The organism is Nonomuraea monospora, from assembly GCF_039531895.1.
Taxonomy (GTDB): domain Bacteria; phylum Actinomycetota; class Actinomycetes; order Streptosporangiales; family Streptosporangiaceae; genus Nonomuraea; species Nonomuraea monospora.
Genome location: NZ_BAAAQX010000054.1, coordinates 44,613 through 67,512, shown reverse-complemented (window position 1 = coordinate 67,512; position 22,900 = coordinate 44,613). Strand labels below are relative to the sequence as shown.

Annotated in this window: 23 protein-coding genes and 1 tRNA gene; 7 read left to right on the top strand and 17 right to left on the bottom strand. The window is 72.9% G+C overall.

Features of this window, described 5'->3' with window-relative positions:
• Positions 1-26: 26 nt before the first annotated feature.
• Together ABD331_RS55615 and ABD331_RS55610 are read left to right on the top strand one after the other, a co-directional pair.
• On the top strand, positions 27-527 hold the full coding sequence (locus ABD331_RS55615; RefSeq protein WP_344494773.1) for a SigE family RNA polymerase sigma factor: 501 nt from the start codon (positions 27-29) through the stop codon (positions 525-527).
• 35 nt (positions 528-562) lie between these two features.
• Positions 563-1,795: a hypothetical protein gene (locus ABD331_RS55610; protein ID WP_344494771.1), complete on the top strand. Its 1,233-nt coding sequence runs from the start codon at positions 563-565 to the stop codon at positions 1,793-1,795.
• A 5-nt stretch (positions 1,796-1,800) separates the two neighbouring features.
• Here the strand turns inward: ABD331_RS55610 and ABD331_RS55605 are convergent, their stop codons facing one another.
• The 4 genes from ABD331_RS55605 to ABD331_RS55590 all read right to left on the bottom strand — a co-directional run bounded on the left by ABD331_RS55605 (position 1,801) and on the right by ABD331_RS55590 (position 4,725).
• Positions 1,801-2,691 carry a GNAT family N-acetyltransferase gene (locus ABD331_RS55605; RefSeq protein ID WP_344494769.1) on the bottom strand — a complete coding sequence of 297 codons (891 nt, stop codon included), beginning with the start codon at positions 2,689-2,691 and terminating at the stop codon, positions 1,801-1,803.
• Between the two features lie 9 nt (positions 2,692-2,700).
• Positions 2,701-2,979, bottom strand: a complete 279-nt coding sequence (locus ABD331_RS55600; RefSeq protein ID WP_344494768.1) for a hypothetical protein — start codon at positions 2,977-2,979, stop codon at positions 2,701-2,703.
• An 88-nt stretch (positions 2,980-3,067) separates the two neighbouring features.
• Positions 3,068-3,140: transfer RNA gene (locus tag ABD331_RS55595), tRNA-Ala, on the bottom strand.
• A 70-nt stretch (positions 3,141-3,210) separates the two neighbouring features.
• On the bottom strand, positions 3,211-4,725 hold the full coding sequence (locus ABD331_RS55590) for a vWA domain-containing protein (protein WP_344494767.1): 1,515 nt from the start codon (positions 4,723-4,725) through the stop codon (positions 3,211-3,213).
• A 222-nt stretch (positions 4,726-4,947) separates the two neighbouring features.
• On the opposite strand from ABD331_RS55590, the gene ABD331_RS55585 reads away from it, so the two are divergent.
• A complete protein-coding gene (locus ABD331_RS55585) occupies positions 4,948-6,645 on the top strand; it encodes an asparagine synthase-related protein (RefSeq protein WP_344494765.1) in 1,698 nt (565 codons plus the stop codon).
• Here the strand turns inward: ABD331_RS55585 and ABD331_RS55580 are convergent.
• On the bottom strand, positions 6,642-7,145 hold the full coding sequence (locus ABD331_RS55580; RefSeq protein WP_344494763.1) for an isoprenylcysteine carboxyl methyltransferase family protein: 504 nt from the start codon (positions 7,143-7,145) through the stop codon (positions 6,642-6,644). The two genes, ABD331_RS55585 and ABD331_RS55580, sit on opposite strands and share 4 nt — an antisense overlap.
• Complete coding sequence (locus tag ABD331_RS55575) at positions 7,142-8,146, bottom strand: type III polyketide synthase (RefSeq protein WP_344494761.1); 1,005 nt, start codon at positions 8,144-8,146, stop codon at positions 7,142-7,144. The genes ABD331_RS55580 and ABD331_RS55575 overlap by 4 nt, the downstream gene beginning before the upstream one ends.
• 57 nt (positions 8,147-8,203) lie before the next feature.
• On the opposite strand from ABD331_RS55575, the gene ABD331_RS55570 reads away from it, so the two are divergent.
• Positions 8,204-9,175, top strand: coding sequence for a helix-turn-helix domain-containing protein (locus ABD331_RS55570; RefSeq protein WP_344494759.1), 972 nt, complete (start codon positions 8,204-8,206; stop codon positions 9,173-9,175).
• A 280-nt stretch (positions 9,176-9,455) separates the two neighbouring features.
• On the opposite strand, the gene ABD331_RS55565 is transcribed toward ABD331_RS55570, so the two are convergent.
• Positions 9,456-10,541, bottom strand: a complete 1,086-nt coding sequence (locus ABD331_RS55565; protein ID WP_344494758.1) for a 50S ribosomal protein L11 methyltransferase — start codon at positions 10,539-10,541, stop codon at positions 9,456-9,458.
• A gap of 131 nt (positions 10,542-10,672) precedes the next feature.
• Positions 10,673-11,311, bottom strand: a complete 639-nt coding sequence (locus tag ABD331_RS55560; protein WP_344494757.1) for a TetR/AcrR family transcriptional regulator — start codon at positions 11,309-11,311, stop codon at positions 10,673-10,675.
• A gap of 22 nt (positions 11,312-11,333) precedes the next feature.
• Between ABD331_RS55560 and ABD331_RS55555 the strand changes: the two genes are divergently transcribed.
• Positions 11,334-12,656 carry an MFS transporter gene (locus ABD331_RS55555; protein WP_344494755.1) on the top strand — a complete coding sequence of 441 codons (1,323 nt, stop codon included), beginning with the start codon at positions 11,334-11,336 and terminating at the stop codon, positions 12,654-12,656.
• Positions 12,653-13,072 carry a hemerythrin domain-containing protein gene (locus ABD331_RS55550; RefSeq protein WP_344494753.1) on the top strand — a complete coding sequence of 140 codons (420 nt, stop codon included), beginning with the start codon at positions 12,653-12,655 and terminating at the stop codon, positions 13,070-13,072. The genes ABD331_RS55555 and ABD331_RS55550 overlap by 4 nt, the downstream gene beginning before the upstream one ends.
• Here the strand turns inward: ABD331_RS55550 and ABD331_RS55545 are convergent.
• From ABD331_RS55545 to ABD331_RS55525, 5 genes are all read right to left on the bottom strand, one after another.
• On the bottom strand, positions 13,050-13,400 hold the full coding sequence (locus ABD331_RS55545; RefSeq protein ID WP_344494751.1) for an SbtR family transcriptional regulator: 351 nt from the start codon (positions 13,398-13,400) through the stop codon (positions 13,050-13,052). The genes ABD331_RS55550 and ABD331_RS55545 overlap by 23 nt on opposite strands.
• 74 nt (positions 13,401-13,474) lie before the next feature.
• Positions 13,475-15,001 (bottom strand): acyl-CoA carboxylase subunit beta, encoded by a 1,527-nt coding sequence (locus ABD331_RS55540; protein ID WP_344494749.1) that lies wholly within the window; start codon positions 14,999-15,001, stop codon positions 13,475-13,477.
• 49 nt (positions 15,002-15,050) lie between these two features.
• On the bottom strand, positions 15,051-15,443 hold the full coding sequence (locus tag ABD331_RS55535) for a DUF3224 domain-containing protein (RefSeq protein WP_344494748.1): 393 nt from the start codon (positions 15,441-15,443) through the stop codon (positions 15,051-15,053).
• 36 nt (positions 15,444-15,479) lie between these two features.
• On the bottom strand, positions 15,480-16,262 hold the full coding sequence (locus ABD331_RS55530) for an LLM class flavin-dependent oxidoreductase (RefSeq protein ID WP_344494747.1): 783 nt from the start codon (positions 16,260-16,262) through the stop codon (positions 15,480-15,482).
• A 92-nt stretch (positions 16,263-16,354) separates the two neighbouring features.
• Entirely contained in the window at positions 16,355-17,515 is a 1,161-nt protein-coding gene (locus tag ABD331_RS55525; RefSeq protein WP_344494746.1) for an FAD-binding protein, read from the bottom strand.
• Between the two features lie 128 nt (positions 17,516-17,643).
• Here ABD331_RS55525 and ABD331_RS55520 point away from each other — a divergent pair, with 128 nt between their 5' ends.
• Entirely contained in the window at positions 17,644-17,991 is a 348-nt protein-coding gene (locus tag ABD331_RS55520; RefSeq protein WP_344494745.1) for a PLD nuclease N-terminal domain-containing protein, read from the top strand.
• A gap of 87 nt (positions 17,992-18,078) precedes the next feature.
• Here the strand turns inward: ABD331_RS55520 and araA are convergent, their stop codons facing one another.
• The 4 genes from araA to ABD331_RS55500 are packed head-to-tail and all read right to left on the bottom strand — an operon-like array spanning position 18,079 to position 22,871.
• Positions 18,079-19,533, bottom strand: a complete 1,455-nt coding sequence (araA, locus tag ABD331_RS55515) for an L-arabinose isomerase (protein WP_344494744.1) — start codon at positions 19,531-19,533, stop codon at positions 18,079-18,081.
• The gene (locus tag ABD331_RS55510; protein WP_344494799.1) at positions 19,530-20,183 is read right to left on the bottom strand and encodes an L-ribulose-5-phosphate 4-epimerase; all 654 of its coding nucleotides are present in this window, start codon (positions 20,181-20,183) and stop codon (positions 19,530-19,532) included. The genes araA and ABD331_RS55510 overlap by 4 nt, the downstream gene beginning before the upstream one ends.
• Complete coding sequence (araB, locus tag ABD331_RS55505) at positions 20,183-21,820, bottom strand: ribulokinase (protein WP_344494743.1); 1,638 nt, start codon at positions 21,818-21,820, stop codon at positions 20,183-20,185. Before araB ends, ABD331_RS55510 begins: the two co-directional genes overlap by 1 nt.
• 37 nt (positions 21,821-21,857) lie before the next feature.
• Positions 21,858-22,871: a LacI family DNA-binding transcriptional regulator gene (locus ABD331_RS55500; RefSeq protein ID WP_344494742.1), complete on the bottom strand. Its 1,014-nt coding sequence runs from the start codon at positions 22,869-22,871 to the stop codon at positions 21,858-21,860.
• Positions 22,872-22,900 lie beyond the last annotated feature (29 nt).

The following is a 22,900-nucleotide window of genomic DNA, read 5'->3' as shown; positions in this document are numbered from 1 at the left end:
TCCTGAGGTGTCCTAAGGGGGCGGAGGTGCGAGTGGACGATCCGACGTTCGAGAATTTCGTGGCGCAGCGCCTGCCTGCGCTGTACCGCTACGCCATGGTCCTGACCCAGAACCGGCACGACGCCGAGGACCTGGTGCAGGAGGCGCTCACCCGCACCGGCCTGCGCTGGTCCGCCGTGCGGCGGAAGGACTCCCCCGAGGGGTACGTCCGCACGGCCATGATCCGCATCATGGCCAACCGCTGGCGGCGGCCCAGGCGCGAGGTCAGTGTGGCGGCGCCGCCTGAGCCCGTGGCCGAGGACCTCGGCCTGGCCCGCCTGCTGGACGACGCGGGGGTGCGCTCCCGGGTCGCCGAGCTGCCACCCCGTACGCGCGCCGTCCTGGTGCTGCGTTACGTCGAGGAGCGCAGCGACGAGGAGATCGCCCGGCTGCTGGGCTGCAGCCGGAGCAGCGTCAAGAGCCAGGCGTCGCGGGGGCTCGCCCGGCTCCGCGAGGCCGTCGACCGTACGGAGGTGGATCATGGATGACCTGGGGAACCGGTCGCCCGGGGCGGAGGTCCGGCATGGATGACCTGGAGAACCGGCTGGCCACGCTGCTCGGCGAGGCCGGCGCGGGCGACCCGCCGCCCGGCCTGGCGGACCGGATCCACCGGTCGGTGTCCGTCCGGCGCAGGAACCGCCGCGCGGCCTGGCTGGCCGGGGTGTCCGGCGTGACCGCGGTGCTCGTCGCGGCGCCGCTGACGCTGCGCGGCGGGGACGGCGAGACGGCCGCGACGGTCGCCCCTGAGCCCACCGTCACGGTCGTCCCGGAACCGCGGCCCACCGTCACCATGACGATCACCGGCTCGCCGCGGCCTTCGGGCCGGCCCACGCCGACGAGGACCATCACGGTCCCCCCTGGGCGGCGGCCCGACACCCGGGCGTTCGAGGAGCGGCTGCGGACGGTCGTGGCCGTGACGAGCCTGGCCACGATCGGGGCCCGCATGGCGTCCGGCGAGCGGTTCACCCCCGCGGCGATCGGCTCCGACGGCACCGTGCTCGGCCTCACCCCCGGCGGGAAGGCGGCGCAGGCTCCCGCGAGCGGCGGCACGCCCGAGGGCGCGGGCTTCCTCGCGCAGGCGGGCCTGGGCGCGGCGGACGGGCTGCGCACCTGGACGCAGGGCGGCGAGCAGCACTGCCGCACGGCCGACGGGGCCACGCGCACGATCAGCCCGCAGGGCGCCGACCCGGAGGCCCCCGTCTGGGTGGACGGCGGCGTGATCGTCGGCAGCGACGTCATGGGGCAGCCGTGGGTGGCCACCGGCTGCGCGAAGCCCGGCACGACGCTCAAGGACGGGACGGCGGTGGCGTTCTCCTACCCCTACCTGTTCACCGTCGAGCCGGCCAACGCCAGGAAGCTGCGGATGGTGGACGTGCGGACGCTGAAGGTCGCGGCCGAGCTGCCGCTGCCTGAGGGGGTGCGTCCGCAGACGATGGGCAAGCCCCTGCAGAAGTGGTACGCCGCCGCCACCGGCACGGCGTTCGCCTGGGTGGCCGGGGGCGTGCTGCACTCGGGCTCGTCCGGCGACTGGCGGCGGTCGACGAGGACGTTCGGCGCAGTGCCGAAGCAGCTCAAGGGCGACCGGCCGCGCATGACGGCCGGGGACCGGCTGGTCGTCTACACGACGGGCAGCTTCTCGCTGGTGCACGATCCCCGGACGGGCGTCACGCTGAAGCGGCCCGGCCTGGTGCTGGCGTCGGGCCCGTGGCTGTTGTGGCAGGAGAACGACGGCTACCGGCTGGCCCGCGTGCAGTGAGCCGTTCAGGAAGGCAGGTGCTTCTCGAACCAGTGGTGCGCGTAGCGCTCGTCGTTGAACGCGGGCACCTCGGCGTACCCTGACGACCGGTAGAGGGCGATGGCCTCGGTGAGCGCCCGGTTGGTCTCCAGGCGCAGCGTGCGCACGCCCCGCGCGGCGGCGTGCGACTCCGCCTCGGCGAGCAGCCGGCGCCCCAGGCCGAGACCCCGGCTGGACGGATCGACCCACATGCGTTTGAGCTCGGCCGTCGCCGTCTCGGGGTGCAGCTTGAGCGCCACGCAGCCCACCGGCTCGGCGTGCAGCGTGGCCACGAGCAGCATCCCGGCGGGCGGGCACAGCTCGGCGTCGGTGGCCGGGAGGCTGCGCGCCGGGTCGAACCCGCCCTCGAAGCGTCCGCCCAGCTCGGTCACGTAGGCCGTCAGGCAGTGGCGGGCGGCGGGGTGGCGCGGGTCGAGCACGCCGACCTCCACCATGGAGGCGGCGAGCAGGCGCTCGACCTCGGCCATCGCGCTCACCAGCCGCTCGCGCTGCCCGGCGGACAGCGGCGCGAGCATGGCGGCGGCCGACTCGTCGGAGCGGCGGTCGAGCTCCCGCCACTCGGCGGCGCCCGCCGGGGTGAGCCTGGCGGTGCGGACCCGCCCGTCGGGCCCGCCCGCCTCGACCACGATCAGGCCGTCGGCCTCCAGGGCGCGCAGCAGCCTGCTCAGGTATCCGGAGTCGAGCTCCAGCCGGGCTCGCAGCGCGCGCACCTCGCTGCCGCCGTGGCCGATCTCCCAGAGCAGCCGGGCCTGCCCGAGGGGCCGGTCGCGGCCCATGAACCCGTCGTCGAGCGCTCCGATGCGCTGTGTCACGGTGCGCTGGAAGCGGCGCACCCGCGCGATCGCCGTGGCATCCATTCTCTGACCTTAGTCAGAGAAGCCGCCGGCCGTCAGGGGATCGGCGATCGGGACCGTGCTGTAGTCCTCGCCGGCGACCGGGCGGATCTCCTCCCAGTGCACCCAGCGGGCGCTCGCCTCGTGCCGCACCCCCTCGTGCGCCTCCAGCGTGCGCGGCGGCCACAGCAGGTAGCCCCATCGCGCGCCCTGGGCGTCGTCGCTCCAGGCCAGCAGGTAACGCGCCGCGCCGTCGGGGACCGCCGCCACGAGGGGCGGGCGCCAGATCTCAGGCAGTTCCACAGGGTTCATCACTCCATGATACGAACTCCAGTTCGATACCGCTATCGATCAGCACGCAAAAAGCCCGCCCGATCGGATCGATCGGGCGGGCTGCCTGTGGAGCTATGGGGATTCGAACCCCAGACCTCCTCCATGCCATGGAGGCGCGCTACCAACTGCGCCATAGCCCCTCGTTGCGTGTAAAAGTGTATCCGACTTCGGGACCACCTGAGCACGCGTCAACCGAGGGGCCTGCGACGATCAGCCGACCGCTCTGGCCTTGTCGATGAGAGTGACCAGCTCGGAGACCATCGGGTCCTCCGAGGCGGCCGCCAGCCGGGTGGTGTGCTCGCCGAGCGCCGACAGGTCGAGCCCGAACGCCTCACGGTCCCTCAGGTACAGCGCGAACGCCGCCACCGCGACGTCCACCTGGAGCCTGACGGGCGCCTTGTCCCACAGCGAGGCGGACAGCTCGCCGGAGCTCAGCGACTCGCCGGCCTCGGAGGCGGCCCTGGTGTCGGGGTCCTGCCAGCGCACGGTGGCCTGGGCGAGCTGGCCGTCGGCCCCGGGCTTGAGCTTGAGCGCGTACAGGGCGGTGACGGAGTGACCGGGGCCGATCTCGCCGCCGTCGCGGCTGTCGTCGCGGAACTCCTCGGCGGAAAGGGCGCGGTTCTCGTACCCGACGAGCCGGTAGCTCTCCACCACCGACTGGTTGAAGACGACCTGCGCCTTGGCGTCACGGGCGCGCAGGTCGAGGGTGCCTGCCAGTTGCGTGGTGAACAGCTTGGTGGCCTCCTCCTCGCTGCTGACGTACACGGCCATGCCGTCGCCGGTGTCGGCCAGGCGCTCCATCAGCTCGTCGCCGTAGTCGCGGCCGACGCCGACCGTGAGCAGGGTGAGCTGCTTGGCGGCCTGCTCCTTGACCTGGTCCGAGATGGTCTGCCACTCCGTGGCGCCCTGGTTGGCCAGGCCGTCGGAGAGCAGGATGACGCGGTTGGTGGCGGCGGGACGGAACGCCTTGACCGCCTCCCGGTAGCCGGTCAGCACGCCCTCCTGGAGGTTCGTGCCGCCCTCGACCGCCAGCCGCTCCACCGCCGCGCGCAGCTCCTCCCTCGCGGTCAGCGGGGTCATGGTGGCCAGCACCTCGGCGCTGTCGCTGAAGGCCACGATCGAGACCTGGTCACCGGGGGCGAGCTGGTCGAGCAGCTTCAGCAGGGCGGACTTGACCAGGTTCAGCCGGCCGTCGTCGGCCATCGAGCCGGACACGTCCACCACGAACGTCAGGTTCGCCGGCCGCCGCTCCGCCGAGTCGGAGGCGCGCGTCTGCAGGCCCACCCGCAGGACGGCCTCGTCCCGCTGCGGCAGCCTCGCGCCGTCCACGTGCACGGTGAAGCCGTCGCCCGCCGGCTGCGCGTAGTCCTGGCGGAAGGCGTTCACCCACTCCTCCGGCCTGATCTCCCCGGGCGCGGGCCAGCGGCCCTCCTGGAGGGTACGGCGGGCGTAGCCGTACGAGGCGGTGTCCACGTCCAGGGCGAACGTGGAGATCTGCGCGGTCGTCGTGTCCTTCTCGCTGTCCTCCCGGGCAGGCGCGGAAGCCTCGGCCGACGCCTTGGTCTCGGCCTCGCCTGATCCGTCCTGCGGCATGGCCGGTTGCTGGGGCGCGGTCGCCCTGGGGGCGCTGTCACCGCTGGTCGCCTGCTGGGCGCCGCCGCCACAGGCCGCCAGACCCAGGAGCGCGACAAGACCTGCACCAACCACCAAAGGACGAAATTTCATCTCAACCACCTCCGAGTCGTACGACGGAAATCGCCTCAGGACGGCCGGGCCGGTGACGTAAGCGAGCGCAAACCGCGATCAATACGTGATCACTTGTGACAAATGAGGTAATCCGGTATGCCTGGTGTGATGCGCGTCTATTTGGGGATGGCCGCCAAGCGGCGCGACATTTCCCCCGCGGTTCTGAATAGAGCCCGTTCCGTTATCGAATGGGCCTTTCCTGTGCCTCCAGACGTGATCAGGGGCGCGGAATGGCACGGCCGGGGCGTCTCGCTGCTGGCCTGGACCAACGAGCCGGACGACTCACGGCAGCCGCCGCTGATCTGGGAGCGCGCCGGCCGCGCGGTCGGGCTCAACGGCCACCTCGCCGACCCCACCCAGGTCGCCGCACTTCCAGCAGACACGGTGGCCGATCCTGTAGGCGGCTGCTTCTCCGCCTGGTTCGCGAGCGACGGCGAGCTGGGCGCGAGCACCGCGATCAACCGGGTCTGCCCCGTCTTCCACGCCGAGACGCCGGACCTGCACGTCGTCGGCAGCCGCGCCCTGCTCGTGCACCTGGTGGCCGCCGACAGGACCGACGAACGGGTCGAGTTCGACGTGCTGGCCCTGCAGTCGATGGTCAGGCAGGGGTTCTTCCTGTCGGACGAGACGCCGTACAAGGGGGTGACGGCGTTGCGGCCCAACTCCCGCCTCATCGTGCGGGACGGCGCGCGGACCATCATCGAGACCCCGCTGCCCCAGGCGGCGCCCGCGCCCGCGTCGGCCAGGCGCAAGCGGGCGGCGGTCGGTGAGCTGGCGGACGCGCTGCTGGCGACCGTGGCCCCGCTGCGCGACCTGGGCGAGCCGGTGAACCTCGCGCTGACCGGCGGGCGCGACACCCGCATCCTGGCGGCGCTGCTGCACGCGGCCGGGGTGCCGTTCAGGGCGACGACGAACGGGCTCGACACGCACCCGGACGTGATCATCGCCCGCATGATCGCGGACCGGCTCGGCGTGGAGCACACCGTCATCGCGCCGCCGCAGACCGCCGCCAAGGACGCGGTGCTGGTCGAGCATCCGCTCAGCCGCGCCTGGGAGACGCTGCGCACCTGCGAGGGCATGACCTCGGCGTACGAGTCGATCGTGAGCTACCTCCCGTACGCCGGCAAGCCCACCATGTCGGGCCAGAGCGGCGAGACGCTGCGCGCGGGCAGCCTGAACCTGCTGCAGAGCGACCTCGGCGACGAGGCGTTGCGGCGGCGCATCGACACCACGTTCCGCAAGGACGCCAAGCTCTTCACCGCCGAGGCGAACGAGCACGCCCGCGCCCTGGCCGCGCCCTGGCTCGCCCGCCAGGACCGGCTGGAGGCGCTGGACCACCTCTACATCTGGTACAAGGTGGGCCGCTGGCAGGCCAGCGCCCGCGCGGGCTCGCTGCGTCGCGGCGACCCCGTCCGGCCGTTCCTGGACAATCGCGTGGTACGGGCGGCGCTGAGCCTCGACCAGAGCTGGCGACTCTCCGAAGAGGTTATTTATACGCTTATATTGCGATTAGCCCCAGAATTACGGGATGTACCGATCGAGGGAAAACCGTGGCGTTTCACCGAAGGCGCCACCCCGCCCCGCCGCCTCCTCTGGCAGTCACGCCTGCCCACCCCTCCCCCGCACCTGCCCACCGCCAAGACCGGCGGCGGCTGGAGCTGGCGGACCAGCCCCGGCCCCGCACTCACGGACCTCCTGCGCGACCAGGTGCTCGGCAGCCTCGACGCCCTGGCCCCCATCGTCGAGCCGGACGAGGTACGCGCCCTGTTCGCCGGCCCGGTCGTCGGCAAACCGGCCCTGGCCTGGCACCTCTACACCGTCAGCACGCTGCTGACCGGCCTGTATCCCGGCAAGGCGCCCGAGGACCTGCCGCGGATCACGGTCTCCAGGCCGGGCTAGTGTGCCAGCGCGGCGTTCTCCACCCGGATGCGAACCGTGAGAAGCAGCGCGTTCGCGATCGTGAACGCCAGGGCGGTCAGCCAGGCCGAGTGCACGAGGGGCAGCGCGATGCCTTCGGCGACCACGGCCACGTAGTTGGGGTGCCGCAGCAGCCGGTACGGGCCCCGGTTCACCAGCGGCAGGCCCGGCACCACCACGACCCGCGTGTTCCACCGGTGTCCCAGCGTGCGGATGCACCACCAGCGCAACCCCTGGGCGAGAACGACCACGGCGAGCATCGGCCAGCCGAGCAGCGGCACGAACGGCCTGCCGAGCAGCCACACCTCGGCCGGCGCCGCCGCCAGCAGCGCCACGTGCGCCAGCACGATCCAGGGGTAGTGCCCCGCGCCGTACTCGACGCCGCCCCTCGCCCTGGCCCAGGCCAGGTTGCGCCTGGCCACGACGAGCTCGGCCAGCCGTTCCGCCACGACCAGGCCGATGAGCAGCGCGTACGCGATCACCAGTGCAGCAACAGCAGCTCGGCGGAGAACCCCGGCCCCAGCGCCATGAGCACGGCGGGAGCCCCCGGTCTGCCCCGCGTCTCCTGGAGCACGTGCAGCACCGAGACCGACGAGAGGTTCCCGTTCTCGCGCAGCGAGCTCCAGGTCACGTCGAGCGCCTTGGCCGGCAGGCCGAGCGTCTCCACGATCTTCTCGATGACCTTGGGGCCCCCGGGATGGCAGACCCAGGTGGCGACCTGCTCGGGGGTCAGCCCGTAGTCGGCCAGGAACGCCTTGATGTCGCCGGCCAGCACCTGCTCCACGAAGCCCGTCAGGTCGGCGTCCAGCACGATGCGGAAGCCGTGGTCGCCCACCTCCCAGCCCATCAGGTGCTCGGTGCCGGGATAGAGCCTGCTGCGGGTGGCGACCACCTCGGGGCCGGGGCCGCGCCCCGTCGCCACGACGGCCGCCGCGCCGTCCCCGAACAGGCCGCTGGCCACCAGGTTCGCGATCGAGGTGTCGTCGCGCTGGATCGTCAGCGAGCACAGCTCCACGCACACCAGCACCGCCACGTGGTCGGGCCAGCCGCGCAGGTAGTCGTGCAGGCGGGAGAGCCCGGCCGCGCCGGCCGCGCAGCCCAGGCCGAACACGGGCACCCGTTTCACGTCGGGCCGCAGCCCCATTCGCTGCGCCAGCTTGGCGTCCAGCGAGGGGGTGGAGACGCCCGTGGTGGAGCAGAACAGCAGGTGGTCGACCTTCTCCGGGCACACGTCCGCCTTGTGCAGGGCGCCCGCCAGGGCCCGCTCGCCGAGCTCCAGCGCCAGCTCCACGTAGGCGTCGTTGGCGCGCGCGAAGGAGTCGAGCTTGGCGTAGTCGGCCAGCGGCAGCGCCAGGTTGCGGCCCTGCACCCCGGTGGCCTGGTGGAATCGCCTCAGCAGCTCCTCGTCGCAGTCGGTCAGCCGGGAGAACGCCTCGGTGATCTCCGCCTGCTCGTAGCGGTGATCGGGCAAAACGGTCTGCACTCCCGAAATATGCATATATCTCTCCTGCCGCGGAGAGGCTCCGGCTAACATGCGGGCATGCTGCTGCCCCCTCCCGCCCGGCCCCATCGTGTCGCTGTACTGGCGTTCGACGGGATGGCGCCGTTCGAGCTGGGCTGCGTCGTCGAGCTGTTCGGGCTGCCCAGGCCCGAGCTGGAGATCCCCTGGTACGACCTCACGGTGTGCGCCGAGACGCTCGGGCCGCTGCGCGTGGTCGGCGGGTTCACCATGGCGGCGGCGCACGGGCTGGAGGCGCTGGCCACGGCCGACACCGTGATCGTGCCCGGCGTGGCCGACGTCCGCGGGCCCGTCTCCACGGCGCTGACCGGGGCGCTGCGGGCGGCGTACGAGCGGGGCGCCCGCATGGTGTCGATCTGCTCGGGCGCGTTCGCGCTCGCGGCGGCCGGCCTCCTCGACGGCCGCCCCGCCACCACGCACTGGCGCTACGCCGGCCTGCTGCAGGAACGCTTCCCCGCCGTCCTGGTCAACCCCTCCGTCCTGTACGTGGACGACGGCGACGTGCTGACCAGCGCGGGCAGCGCCGCCGGGCTCGACCTGCTGATCCACCTCGTCCGCCGCGACCACGGCCCCGGCGTCGCCAACACCGTGGCCCGCCGCCTCGTCGTGCCGCCGCACCGGGAAGGCGGCCAGGCCCAGTTCATCCAGGCCGCCGTCACCCCGGTCGAGGACGACGACGCGGTGGCCAGGGCGATGGCCTACGCCATGGACCACCTGGCCGAGCCGATCGCCGTGGCGGACCTGGCCAGGGTGGCGCACATGGCGGAGCGCACGTTCATCAGGCGGTTCAAACGGCAGACCGGCACCAGCCCGCTGCGCTGGGTCATCTCCCAGCGGGTCGCGGCCAGCCTGCCGCTGCTGGAGGCCACGGCGGCGCCGGTGGAGGAGATCGGGGCGGCGGTCGGCTTCGAGAGCCCGGTCACCTTCCGTCACCACTTCACCCGCGCCATGCGCACCTCCCCCTCGGCCTACCGCAAGGCCTTCAGCGCCTGACCCGCCGCCCGCACCTCAAGCCCCGAGCGCCCGAGCATCCCGCCCCTCCGCCCGCACCCGCGCCCATCCCACCGCCGCGCCGCCCGAGCCGCCGCCCGCACCCGCCCCAAGCGCCCAAGCCGCCGCCCGAGCCGCCGCCCGCACCCGCCCAGGCGGCCGAGCCGCCGCCCGCGCTCGCCTCCAACGCCCGAACGGCCGTCCTGGGCGTGTGCGCTGCTCGCCCGGCACGCCTGCCCTTCTCTCCCTCGAAGACCCGCACCGAAGTACGGCGAGAAATCCTTCAGGGGGTGAGCCGCCACAGGGAGGTCACCTCGGCGGCCCTGGCCGCGTGCAGCGGGTCGTCACCGTCGAAGGCCCGCCGGTGCCGCGGCGCGACGTCCAGCCGCCCCGCCACCCGCAGCCCCGCCCGCTCGAACTCCCCCAGCAACTCCGCACGCGTCCGCAACCCCAGGTGCTCGGCCAGGTCCGACAGGATGAGCCACCCCTCACCCCCGGGCTCCAGATGCGCGCTTAGCCCGCCCAGGAACCCGCGCAACATCCGCCCGTCCGGATCGTAGACGGCGTGGTCGAGCGGCGAGAGCGGCGTGGCGGGCACCCAGGGCGGGTTGCACACGACCAGCGGCGCGCGCCCCGGCGGGAACAGGTCGGCCCGCACCACCTCAACCCGGTCGTCCAGGCCGAGGCGGGCCACGTTGTCGCCGGCGCACGCGACGGCCCGCCGGTCGAGGTCGGTGGCCACGACCCGGCGGACGCCGCGCCTGGCGAGCACGGCCGCCAGCACGCCGGTGCCGGTGCCGACGTCGAAGGCCAGCCGGTCGCCAGGCAGCGGCGCCTCGGCGACCAGGTCGACGTACTCGCCCCTGATCGGGGAGAACACGCCGTGGTGCGGGTGGACGCGGGCGCCGAGCGCCGGCACGTGCACGCCCTTCTTGCGCCACTCGTGCGCGCCGATCAGGCCGAGCAGTTCGCGGAGCGGGCCGACGGCGGGCGGCGCGTCTGCGCCGTGCACCTCGGCGCACGCCTCCCGGACGTCGGGCGCCCTGCGCAGCGGCACGACGTGCCCCTCCGCGTAGGGGACGAGCAGCATGCCGAGCGTGCGGGCGCGCTGGGACTGCGCCTGGCGGTGGCGGTGGAAGCCGCTGCCGGGCGCGGCCGGCTTGCAGCGCCGGCCCATGGCGGACAGGAGCTGCCTGGCGCCCTGGAAGTCGCCGCGCCACAGCAGCGCGGTGCCCTCGCAGGCCAGGCGGTAGGCGGTGGCGGCGGGCATGCGGTCGTCGGCGACGACGACCCGCCCGGGCGGCGGCGCGCCGAGGGCGGAGCGCCAGGCCGCCGTGCGCTCCTGCCCCGCCTCGGTCCACTGGATCATCGCCCCCTGACGGTTTCACGGACGCCGCCCCCGGGCCACCGGTTTTCGGTGAGACCCCCGTTCAGGGCAGCAGCCCGCCGCGCCACCGGCTTGCGGCAAGCCTCCGTGCGGGCTCGCCGTACGATCCCCGTTCAGGGCAGCAGTCCGCGCACCAGCGCGCGCACCCCCTTGACGTAGGTGTCGTGGGCGGTCAGCTCCCCCCATCGCGCCCCCACCTCGCTCAGCCTGGGGAACTCGGCGGCGTCCAGGTCGGCGAACACCCGCTCCCGGTAGGTGGTCCCGCCCTCCTCGCGCCGCGCGCGGGCCGCCGCCGCGGCGGAGATCTCACCGGCCGTGTAGTGCCAGATGATCCGGTACGCGTCCACCGCCTCCTCCGTCGTCAGCCCCGCGCGCACGGCGGCGTCCACGATCCGCTCGGGGTACCACAGCGCGCCCACGGAGAGCAGGTCGTCGGCCCTGAGCACGTCCACGGCCCAGGGGCGGCCCGACAGCGCGTCGTGCATGGCGACGGCGGCGGCGACCAGCCGCTCGCGCGGCTCCTCGGGCAGCTCGGGCCTGGGCGCGGTGGCGGCGTAGGCGTCGAGCAGCAGCAGGAGCAGCTCGTCCTTGTCGCGTACGTGGTGGTAGAGCGCCATGGCGGTGCTGCCGACCTCCTTGGCCAGCCGTCGCATGGTCAGCGCGGCCACGCCGTCCTCCTCGATCACCCGGTTGGCGGCGGTCACGATCTCGGCTCGGGAGATCTTCGGCGGTCGTCCTGTACGCGTCGGCATCCTGTCATGTTACTTTTTATACATGTATAAAAACTTCTGGGCCATCGCGGTGCTCGCCTTCGGGGTGGCCGTGGGGACCCTGCAGATGACCGTCGTGGTGCCGCTGCTGCCAGGGCTGCAACGCCTGCTCGGCGTCCCGCCGACCACCGCCTCCTGGGCGCTGACCGCCGGGCTGCTGTCGGGCGCGGTGTCCATCCCGCTGCTGTCGCGCCTGGGCGACATGTACGGCCGGCGCCGCGTGTCGCTGGTCTCCCTCGGCCTCCTCGTGGCCGGTTCTGCGCTCGCCGCCGCCTCCGGCACGCTGGCCACGCTGATCGTCGGCAGGGTGCTGCAGGGCGCCGCGGCCCCGCTGCTGCCGCTGGCCATGGGCCTGGCCAGGGAGGCCGTGCCCGCCCACCGGCTGCCGAGCGCGATCGGCCTGCTCAGCGCCACGATCGGCGTCGGCAGCGGCGGCGGGATGATCCTCGCGGGGCTGCTCGGCGGCGACCACCGGGCGGTGTTCTGGACGCTGACCGGGCTCGGCGTGCTGAGCTTCGCCCTGGTGGCGGCGGTGATCCGGGAGACGCCCGTACGCGCCTCCGGGCGGCCCGACCTGGCCGGGGCGGCGCTGGTCGCGGTGTGGCTGGTCTGCCTGCTGCTGGCGGTCAGCAAGGGCGCGGCCTGGGGCTGGACCTCACCGGCGACGCTCGGGCTGCTGGCCGGAGCCGTGGTGGTGGCCGGGGTGTGGGTGGCGACCGCGCGCCGCACCGCCGCGCCGCTGATCGAGATCCCCATGCTCCTGCACCGGGGGACGGTGGGGGCGACCGTGGCGTCGTTCCTGCTCGGGTTCGCCCTGTTCGCGGCCATCACCACGGTGTCGGCGGTGGCGCAGGGCCCGCTCGGGGCCTCGGTGCTGCAGGTCGGGCTCTACCTGCTGCCCACGACGGTGCTGATGCTCGTCGTCTCCGTGCTGGCGGGCCCGCTGATGCGCCGCTTCACCGCCTCCGCGCTGGTCGCGGGCGGCTCGGCGCTGGTGGCGGCGGCCATGCTGTGGCTGGCCGTGTCCAGGTCGTCGGGGGCCGACCTGTACGGGGCCGCGACCGTGCTGGGGCTGGGCGTCGGCCTCGGCTACGCGGCGCTCGGCACGATGGCCGTCGAGCACGTGGAACCGGCCAAGACGGCGGCGGCCGGCGGGATCAACTCGCTGGTCAGGATCGTCGGCAGCAGCGTGGCGGGCGCGGTGGGGGCGGCGGTGCTGTCGGGCGGCGGCGCCGGATGGAGCTTCGGGGTGGCGGCGGTGGCGGGCCTGCTGGCCGCGCTCTTCGCCGCGATCTACGGCGATCTTTCGCGCAAGGAACCGGCATGACCGACGAACGGAGACTCGTCGCCTGGGGCGACGAGCTGATCAAGCTACACGACGGCTTCCGCAGGGACCTGGCCGCGCTGCGGGAGTCCCGGCCGGCGGGGGCGGATCTGCGTACGCACTGCCTGGCGTTCTGCGACGCCCTGCACCTGCACCACGAGGGCGAGGACGGCACGCTCTTCCCCCACCTCGGCGCCGAGCACCCCGAACTGGCCGGGGCGCTGACGAGGCTGCGCGCGGAGCACCAGGTGGTGTCCCGCCTGATGAGCCGGGTCAGGGCGCTGCTCGACGCGGGCGGCGACGGGGTCAGGGCGGAGCTCGACCGGCTCGCCACCGAGCTGGAGAGCCACCTGGACTACGAGGAGGAGCAGCTCGTCCCGATCCTGAACAGGATGCTCACGCTTCCTGAGGGCGCGTAGCGCGCAGGGCGTCGAGCATGAGGTGGAAGTGGCGGCGCCACTGCCCTGGGTCTGCCTCGGCCACCCGGGAGTTGGCCATCACGAAGAACGCCAGGTCGGTCGGCCCCACGTCGGCCCGTAGAACCCCCTCCCGCTGGGCCCGCTCGACGAGCCGCTCGATCAGCCCGTTGACCTCGGCCCCCGCGTCGAGGTGGGAGTGGCAGGCCAGCTCGGTGAAGGCCCGGTCGCGCGCCTGCAGCTCGCACGTCCGCTCCAGGAAGCCGACCAGCCCCTCCCAGGCGTCCGGGGCGGCGAGGGACTCCTTGGCCAGCTCGGTCCAGGCCGTCACCTTCTCCTGGAGGATGGCGTCGATCAGGGCGCCGCGCTCGGGAAAGTGCGGGCCGGGCTGCCGAAGGGCTGGGGCTACGGGCGGGCGGCCGGGTTGGGGCCGAGGTCCAGGGTCGCGTAGGCGTCGTGGACCCACTCCGTCAGGACCGGCCGCGTCCCCGCCGGGTCGATGATGTCCTCCACCAGGAACGCCTCCGCCGTCCTGAACGGCGACCTGACCGCCTCCAGCCGCTCCGCGATCTCGGCCTTCAGCGCGGCCGCCTCCTCCCCCGCCTCCGCCAGCATGCGCTTGAACGCCACCTCCAGCCCGCCCTCGATCGGCAGCGACCCCCAGTCGCCCGACGGCCAGGCCACGCGCAGGCTGTAGCGGGAGTGGGGCCGGTGGGCGGCGCCGGCGACGCCGAAGACGCGGCGGACGAGGACGGAGGCCCACGGCACCGTCGACTGGTAGACGGCGGCCAGCGCGCGGGCGCCCCGCCGGATCGTGCCGGCCCGCTCGGCGGCCGTGCCGATGACGAAGCCCGGCTGGTCGACCAGGTGCACGACCGGCAGGTGGAACGTCTCGGCCAGGTCGACGAAGCGGGCCGTCTTGTCGGCCCCGGCCGCCGTCATGCCGCCGCCGTACACGCGCGGGTCGGAGGCCAGGACCGCCACGGGCCGGCCGTCGAGCCGCGCCAGCGCGGTGATGATCGAGGGCGCGAACCTGCGCCCCAGCTCCAGCACCGAGCCGGTGTCGAAGACCAGGTCCAGGACGCGCCGCATGTCGTACGGCCGGCGGCGGTCCCTGGGGACGATCTCGCGCAACTCGGGCGCGGCCCGGCCGGCGTCGTCGGCGGGGTCCGCGAGCACGGGCGGCGGCTGCCAGGCGCTCTGCGGCAGGTACGCCAGCACCTTCCTGGCCAGCTCGAACGCCTCCGCCTCCGACCCCGCCACCAGATCGACCGTGCCCGCCGCCGACACGGCGCGCCAGCCGCCCAGCTCCTCCTTGGTGACGCTCTCGCCCATCCCCGCCTCCACCACGGCGGGCCCCGCGATGAACACCTGCGAGAGCTCCTTCACCATGATCGACACGTGCGAGGTGACGAGCCTGGCGGCGCCGAGCCCGGCGACGGGGCCGAGGGCCAGCGCGATCACCGGGACCCTGCCCAGGTTGGCCACCACCTGGTCCCAGCCGGGGTTGTAGGGCACGTACGTGCGCCCGTGGTCCTCCAGTTGCTTGACGCTCCCGCCGCCCCCGGTGCCGTCGATGAGCCGGACGAGCGGCACCCGCAGCTCGCCGGCCATGCGCTCGGCGAGGATCTGCTTCTCATGGATGGCGGCGTCGGCGGCGCCGCCGCGCACGGTGAAGTCGTCGCCGGCCACGACGATCCGGCGGCCGTCCACGCGGGCGCGGCCGATGATGACGTTCGACGGGGTGAAGCCGCCGTCGGTGGCGCGCCCGGCGAGCGCGCCGATCTCCTGCCAGGAGTCGGTGAGGGCGGCGAGCCGCTCACGGATGGTGAGGCGGCCCGTGGCGTGCTGGCGGGCGACCCGTTCCGCGCCTCCCATGCGCTCGGCCAGCTCCCTGCGGCGCTCCAGCTCGGCGAGTTCGGGGTCCCACACGACGCGCTCCTCCCAAGCGGACGTACCGGCTGGTCGGTACGTTAGCTGATCAGAGCGTGTAGTCGAAGGTGTAGGAGTGACCTCCGTCGGGGCCGATGACGATGTCCATCTCGCCTCTGAGCCCGCGCAGCTCGCCCGTCCCGGAGTCGGCCACGACCCTGATGCGCAGCGTCTGCTCCCCGTTGTCGCTGGTGGCGTCGTGCTGGACGACGAAGCTGCCCGAGCGCCCTTCCAGGGTGCCCTCGATGCGCTCCAGCGCGACGTACGAGCGCGACTCGTCCACCGGCGTGGTGGCGATCAGCATGGTGACGAGGCTGGTGCCGGTCAGGTCGCCGGAGAAGGTCTTGGTGAGCGTCACCACGCCCAGGGTGACGCCGTCGCGGTCGTCGTACGACGGTTGCGGCGTCCAGTCGGCGGTCTCGAAGGTGCCCTTTGCGGTCATGGCACTCATCCTGCCGGGCGTACCTGTCAGAACCTGTCAGGTTCCGGCGAGCCGTTCCACGACGGGCGCGAAGTTGTCCATGAACTGGGCGTTCACCGACACGTACGAGACCCCGAGATGATCGCGCCGCCGCCGCAGCGTGTCGGTCATCTCCGTCACCGTGCCGGTGAGGATGCCGGTGCCGATGCGGCCGAAGCGCCGCAGCGCCCATTCGGGCGGCTCGGACCCGGCGCAGACCAGGTTCATGGCCAGCTCCAGGTCGTGGAAGCGGTCTCCGGCCAGCTCGTACAGCTCGTCGAGCTTGGCCGCGACCTGCTCCTCCGTGTAGTGCGGCGGCACGCCGAGCGCGACGGTGTCGGCCTTGCGCGCGGCCAGCCGCAGCAGCCTGGTGCCCGAGGCGGCGACCAGGATCCTGACGTCCTGGACGGCGTCGATGGTGTCGGAGAGCCGCTCGATGCGCTGGCCGGGCGTGCCGAAGCGCACGCCGAGCGCCGCCGCGTCGCTCTCGGCGTCGGGCCGCCCGGCGCCCAGGCCCAGCTCGAACCGGCCGCCGGTGAGCTGGTGCAGGGTGGCGCTCTCCCAGGCGACGGCTCGCGGCGTGCGGTTGGGGACGCTGAGCACGTACGTGCCGACGCGCAGCGTGGTGGTGGCCGTGGCCGCCACCGCGGCGGCCGTGAACGGCGAGAACGTGCCGAGCGTGTCGGGCACGAGCAGGGTCGAGTAGCCCAGGCCCTCCGCCCGGCGGGCCAGGCCGGTCCACGCGGCGGCGTCGGGGGCCTGCCCGGCCACCGTGCCGAATCTGAACGGGTGATCGGTCATGCCCCATACGATGGCCGACGGGGTGGGGGTGTGACATCGTCCCCCGGACCGGTGACCCGCTACATCCGGGGGCGCATGCCCTCGGCCGGGTGCTACTCCCCCAGCAGTACGCGGGTGAAGTCGTTGCCGAACTTGCTGGCCGGGTCGAGCCGGCGGGCCAGCTCGCGGAAGTCGGCGGGGCACTCGGGCCAGCGGGTGAACAGCTTGCCCCAGTGCGGGATCGGCTCGAACGGCGCCAGCGTCTCCTCCACCAGCTCCAGCACCGGCATGACGGCGGCGACGTCCTTGACCCAGGTGAAGTGCACGCCGATGCTCTCGCGGCCGTTGAAGGGGCTCAGCCACAGGTCGTCGGCGGCGATCGAGCGCACCTCCGAGATCTGCAGCACGGGCCGGATGCGATCGCCGATCGCGAACAGCGCGCGCAGCGCCTCGACCGCGTGCCGCCGGGGCAGCAGCAGCTCCGACTGCAGCTCGTCGCCGGCGCCGCTGGGCGGGTAGTCGGCGCGGAAGTGCGGCAGCCGCTCGTACCAGGCGCCGGGCACGCCGAGCTGGCCCGTGCAACTGTCGGCGGGCATGCTGGGCAGCGGGTGCCGGGGGGCGTCGGCGGGGGTGGTGCCGTACCAGTCGGGGTCGGTCAGCTCGTCGGAGCACTTCAGCCAGACGCGGGTGTCGCGGTAGTCGGTGAAGAGGCTGACGCTGTAGCCGCTGGACATGATGTCGTCGAAGTGTTCGAGCGCGTCCTGGCTCAGGCCCTCGCGGACGTATTGGCGCAGCTCGAAGGCGGGTACGAGGTCGAGCGTGAGCGAGGTGACGACGCCGAGGGCGCCGACCGACACCACGGCGCCGGGGAAGTCGGCGTCGCCGCGCGCGAGCGACAGCACCGACCCGTCGGCGGTGACCAGCTCGATGCCGGACACGGCGGCGGCCAGGCCGCGCACGGCGTCGCCCGAGCCGTGCGTGCCGGTCGCGACGGAGCCGCCGACGGAGATGTGCGGCAGCGAGGCCAGGTTGGCCAGCGCGAACCCGGCCTGGTGCAACTGCGGCGCGAGCGTCGCGTACGTCGTGCGCGCCCCGACCCGCGCGGTGGCCGCGGCGCTGTCGATCTCCACCTGGCCGGGCATCCGGTCCAGCACCACGAGATCGCCGGTGGTGTCGGCGACGTGGTTGAAGGAGTGCCCGCTGCCGAGGGCCCGCACGCGGGCGCTGGCCGCGACGAGCCGCTGCAGCTCGTCGAGAGAGGTCGGATGGTGCACATCTTTTGCGTGGAATGTGGTGTTTCCAGCCCAATTGCTCAGCGTCACGGCCTTACCTTCCCACAGCTTCACCTTGTCAGCCCGCCCGGGTGCCGCTAGTTTCAGGTGCCGCCGACCGGAGGTGTGCCGTGCTTGTCCTGTCCGAGGTTGTGGGCCTCGTCACGCTCGTGCTGTGGCTGTACTGCCTGTTCGACGTGCTCACCACGCCCGACGTGGCCTGCCGGAACCTGCCGAAGATCGCCTGGGTGCTGATCGTGCTGCTGTTCCCGCTGATCGGGTCGGTCGCCTGGCTGGTGGCGGGCCGCCCCGAGCGGGCCGTGGCCCCGGCCACGCCGAGCGCCTTCCCCGAGTACGACCGCCCCGGCCGCTTCGCCGCCACCAACCCCGATGACGACGAGGAGTTCCTGCGCCGCTGCCGCGAACGCGCAGAGGAGCAGCGCAGGAACGCCCCGCGCAAGCCGGCCGACGAAGCCTGACCACCTCGCCGCCCGGGAAGCCGAAGCACGGCACCACCGCCGCCGCCGTCCTCCCACCCGAAGGAGGGAGGACGGCGGCGGCGCGCGTCAGAAGCCCTGAGCCAGGCGGTAGTACGCCTGGTTCCAGCGCAGCTCCTTGGCGAACCGCTCGGTCGTGGTGCCGGCGTCGATGACGACCAGCTCCACCCCCAGCATCTCGGCCAGGTCCACCAACTCCTCACGACCCACGGCCTTGGACAGCACGGTGTGGTGCGGAGCCCCGGCGGTGAGCCACGACTCGGTGGAGGTGCGCAGGTTCGGCCGCGGCTGCCACACGGCGCGGGCCACCGGCAGCTTGGGCAGCGGCTGCGGCGGCGTCACCACGTCGATCTCGTTGGCCACCAGGCGGAACCGGTCGCCCATGTCGGCCAGGCCGATCACGATGCCGGGGCCCGGCTCGGCGTCGAACACGAGCCGGACCGGGTCCTCACGTCCGCCGATGCCCAGCGGGTGGATCTCGCACGACGGCGTGCCGGCCGCGATGGACGGGCAGACCTCCAGCATGTGCGCGCCCAGGATCAGCTCGTTGCCGGGCGTCAGGTCGTAGGTGTAGTCCTCCATGAAGGACGTGCCACCGGGCGTCATGGCCTTGAGGGTGCGCAGCAGGACCGAGGTCTTCCAGTCGCCCTCGCCGCCGAAGCCGTACCCGTCGGCCATAAGCCGCTGCACGGCCAGGCCGGGGAGCTGGCGCAGGCCGCCGAGGTCCTCGAAGTTGGTGGTGAACGCCCTGAACCCGCCGGCCTCCAGGAAGCCGCGCAGGCCCAGCTCGATCCTGGCGGCGTAGCGCAGCGACTCGTTGCGCTCGCCGAGCAGCTCGGGCGCCACGGTGTACTGCTCGGCGTACTCCTTGACCAGCGCCGTCACGTCGGCGTCGGAGGCCGCGTCCACGGCCTCGACCAGGTCGTTGACGCCGTAGGTGTTGACCGAGACGCCGAAGCGGAGCTGCGCCTCGACCTTGTCGCCCTCGGTGACCGCCACGTCGCGCATGTTGTCGCCGAAGCGGGCCAGCTTGAGTGTGCGCACCTCGGCCAGGCCCTTGGCGGCGCGCAGCCAGGACAGGACGCGCTCGCCCACGGCTGGGTCACTGACGTGCCCTGCCACGGTCTTGCGCGGCACGCCGAGCCTGGTCTGGATGTGCCCGAACTCGCGGTCGCCGTGCGCGGCCTGGTTCAGGTTCATGAAGTCCATGTCGATGGTGGCCCACGGCAGCTCGACGTTGGCCTGCGTGTGCAGGTGCAGCAGCGGCTTGCGCAGCGCGTCGAGCCCGGCGATCCACATCTTGGCCGGGGAGAACGTGTGCATCCACGCGATCACGCCGGCGCAGGAATCGTCGGCGTTGGCCTCCAGCATGATCCGCCGGATGGCGGCCGCGTCGGTCAGGACGGGCTTCCACTCCACCGGCATGGGGAGCTGCTCGGCGATCCGCTGGGACTGCTCGGCCACCTGACGCAGCGTGTCCTCGCCGTAGAGTCCCTGACTGCCGGTCAGAAACCAGATGTTCAACGCGGGCTCCTCTGTCCGTAGACGTTCTGATAGCGGTCGTACAGGCGGTCGATGTCGTCCTGCGCGATGGGCAGCGGGTCGCCGAGCTGGCGGGCCACGTGCACCGTACGCGCCACGTCCTCGCACATCACGGCGGCCTTCACCGCGGCCTTGGCGTCCTTGCCGATGCTGAACACCCCGTGGTTCTGCATGAGGACGGCCTTGGAGCGGTGGCCCTTGAGCGTCTCAACGATGCCCTGGCCGATCGAGTCGTCGCCGATCAGCGCGAACGGCCCGACAGGGATCTCGCCGCCGAACTCGTCGGCCATCGCGGTCAGCACGCACGGGATGGCCTCGCCGCGGGCGGCCCAGGCGGAGGCGTAGGTGGAGTGGGTGTGCACGACGCCGCCCACCTCGGGCATGTTGCGGTAGACGTAGGCGTGCGCGGCGGTGTCGCTGGACGGCGAGTGCTCGCCTTCCAGGAGGTTGCCGTCGAGGTCGCACACGACCATGTTCTCCGGCGTCAGCTCGTCGTAGGAGACCCCTGAGGGCTTGATGACGAACAGGTCCTCGCCGGGCACGCGGCCGGAGACGTTGCCCGCCGTCCAGACCACCAGGTTGTAGCGGACCAGCTCGGCGTGCAGGTCCGCGACGGTCTTCCGCAAGTCCATCACGCTTGTGCCTCGTTCCTGATCGCACGCAGCGCGTGCAGCATCTGTCCGTCTCCGAAGAAGTCGTGGAGCCTGCGGTACTCGGCGTAGAGCCGGTCGTAGGCGTCGGCGCGTGCCTCGTCGGGCACGTACGCGTTCTCGGTGCGCTTGCCCATGGCCGCGGCGGCCTCCTCGATGGAGGCGTACTCGCCGGCGGCGACGGCCGCGTGGATGGCCGAGCCGAGCGCGGGGCCCTGGTCGGAGGCGATGATCGACAGGGGGCGGCGCAGCACGTCGGAGTAGACCTGCATGAGGAAGCGGTTCTTCAGCAGGCCGCCGGCGACGATGAACTCCTCGACCGGCACGCCCGACTTCTCGAACGTCTCGACGATCATGCGGGCGCCGAACGCGGTGGACTCGATGAGCGCGCGGTAGACGTCCTCGGGCTTGGTGGCCAGGGTCTGGCCGATGATCACGCCGGAGAGGTTGTGGTCCACCAGCACCGAGCGGTTGCCGCCGAACCAGTCGAGGGCGACCAGCCCGTGCTGGCCCACGGCCTGCTTCTCGGCCAGCTCGGTCAGGCGCTCGTGCCCGTCGGTGCCGAAGTTGTCGACGAACCAGGCGAAGATGTCGCCCACGGCCGACTGCCCTGCCTCGTAGCCCCACAGGCCTGGCACGATGCCGTCGCGGACGACGCCGCACATGCCGGGCACCTCGGCGAGCTGGTCGCTGGGCATGATGTGGCAGGTGGAGGTGCCCATGATGGCCACCATCTGGCCGGGCCGCACGGCGTCCGCGGCGGCGGCGGTGACGTGCGCGTCCACGTTGCCGACGGCCACGGCGGCGCCCTCGGGGATGCCCGTCCACTCGGCCGCGCGCGCGGTCAGTCGCCCGGCCAGGCCGCCCAGCGGCGCCAGCGTGACGTCGCCGACCTTGTCGCCGACCTCGCCGGTGGCCAGCTTGCCGGCGAACCCGGCGAAGCCGGGGTTCAGCTCGGCCAGGTACTCCTCCGACGGGTAGGCGCCGTCCTGGAAGACGCCCTTGTAGCCGACCGTGCAGATGTTGCGGCTCTCGACGCCGGTGAGCTGCCAGATGATCCAGTCGGCGGCCTCGATCCAGCGCTCCGCCCTGGCGTAGACCTCGGGGGCCTCCTCCAGGACCTGGAGGCCCTTGGCGAACTCCCACTCCGAGGAGATCTTGCCGCCGTAGCGCGGCAGCCAGCTCTCGCCCCTGCGCGCGGCCAGCTCGTTGATCCGGTCGGCGTGCGGCTGGGCGGCGTGGTGCTTCCACAGCTTGGGCCAGGCGTGCGGCTCGGCCGGCGTCTCGAAGCACAGCGGAGTGCCGTCGGCCGTGGCCGGCAGGACGGTGCAGGCGGTGAAGTCGGTGCCGATGCCGATGATCTCCCCGGCGGGCACCCCGGCGGCGGCGATCGCCTGGGGCACGGCGATCCGCATCACGTCGATCCAGTCCTGCGGCGACTGCAGCGCCCAGTCCGGCCCCAGGCGCACCTCGGTGCCCGGCAGGGTGTGCTCGATGACGCGGTGCTCGTACTCGTGGACAGCGCTGCCCAGCTCAGCGCCGTCACTCACCCGTACGACGACGGCACGCCCTGAGAGCGTGCCGAAGTCCACTCCTACGACGTATTTGTTAGCGCTCACATTGAACTCCAGGGATTGTCGGGGGCATGCTCATCATCTACCGGATGGGCGCCGTACTCGACCTGACGACGAAGCTGGGACGCACGACCAGCCGCTCGTACGCGGCGTAGCCGAGGTCGATCTGCCGCAGCAGCACCTCGATGCAGTGCCGGCCCACCACGTCGAAGTCCTGCCTGACCGTGGTCAGCGGCGGGGAGAAGAACTCCGACTCGGGGATGTCGTCGAAGCCGACCACGCTGATCTGGTGGGGCACCCGCACGCCCTTCTCCGACAGGGCGCGCAGCACGCCCAGCGCCATCTGGTCGTTGGCCGCGAAGACGGCCGTGACGCCGTCCATCGCGGCCAGGCTCTTGCCCGCCTCGTAGCCGGCGCGCGGGCTCCAGTCGCCGGCCAGCGGCTCCGGCACCGGACGGCCCGCCTCCTCCAGCGCGGCGCGCCAGCCTTCGAGCCTGCCCTCGGTCTCCATCCAGTCGTGCGGTCCGCTGACGTGCCAGACCGTCTCGTGGCCCTGGTCGAGCAGGTGCCGCGTGGCCAGCTTGGCGCCTTCCATCTGGTCGATGCACACCACCGAGACGTCGGCCCTGTGCGTGCCCTCGACCGCCACCGCGGGCAGGCCGGTCGGCAGCGTCTCCAGGGCGCGGGCGGCCGAGCGTTGCGGGGCGACCACCACGACGCCGTCCACGCCCTGCTCGGCCAGGTACTCGATGGCGTCGCGCACGGTGTCGGCGTCGATCGACTTCAGGCTGACGATGCTGACGAAGTAACCCGCGGTCCTGGCCGCCTGCTCGATGCCGTAGATGGTGCTGGCCGGACCATACAGCGTGGTGTCGAAGCTCACCACGCCGAGGGTCCTCGAACGCTTGGTGACCAGGGCGCGGGCCACGAGGTTGCGCCGGTAGCCCAGCCGGGTGATCGCCGCCTCCACCCGGGCGCGGGTGTCGGCCCGCACGTTGGGATGGTCGTTGAGCACCCGGGAGACCGTCTGATGCGACACGCCCGCCTCCTTGGCCACGTCGGCCATGACCGGCAGTCGGCGCTTCGGTGTCGTCACGGTCTCTCCTTTCCGCTGGGCTCCGGGGA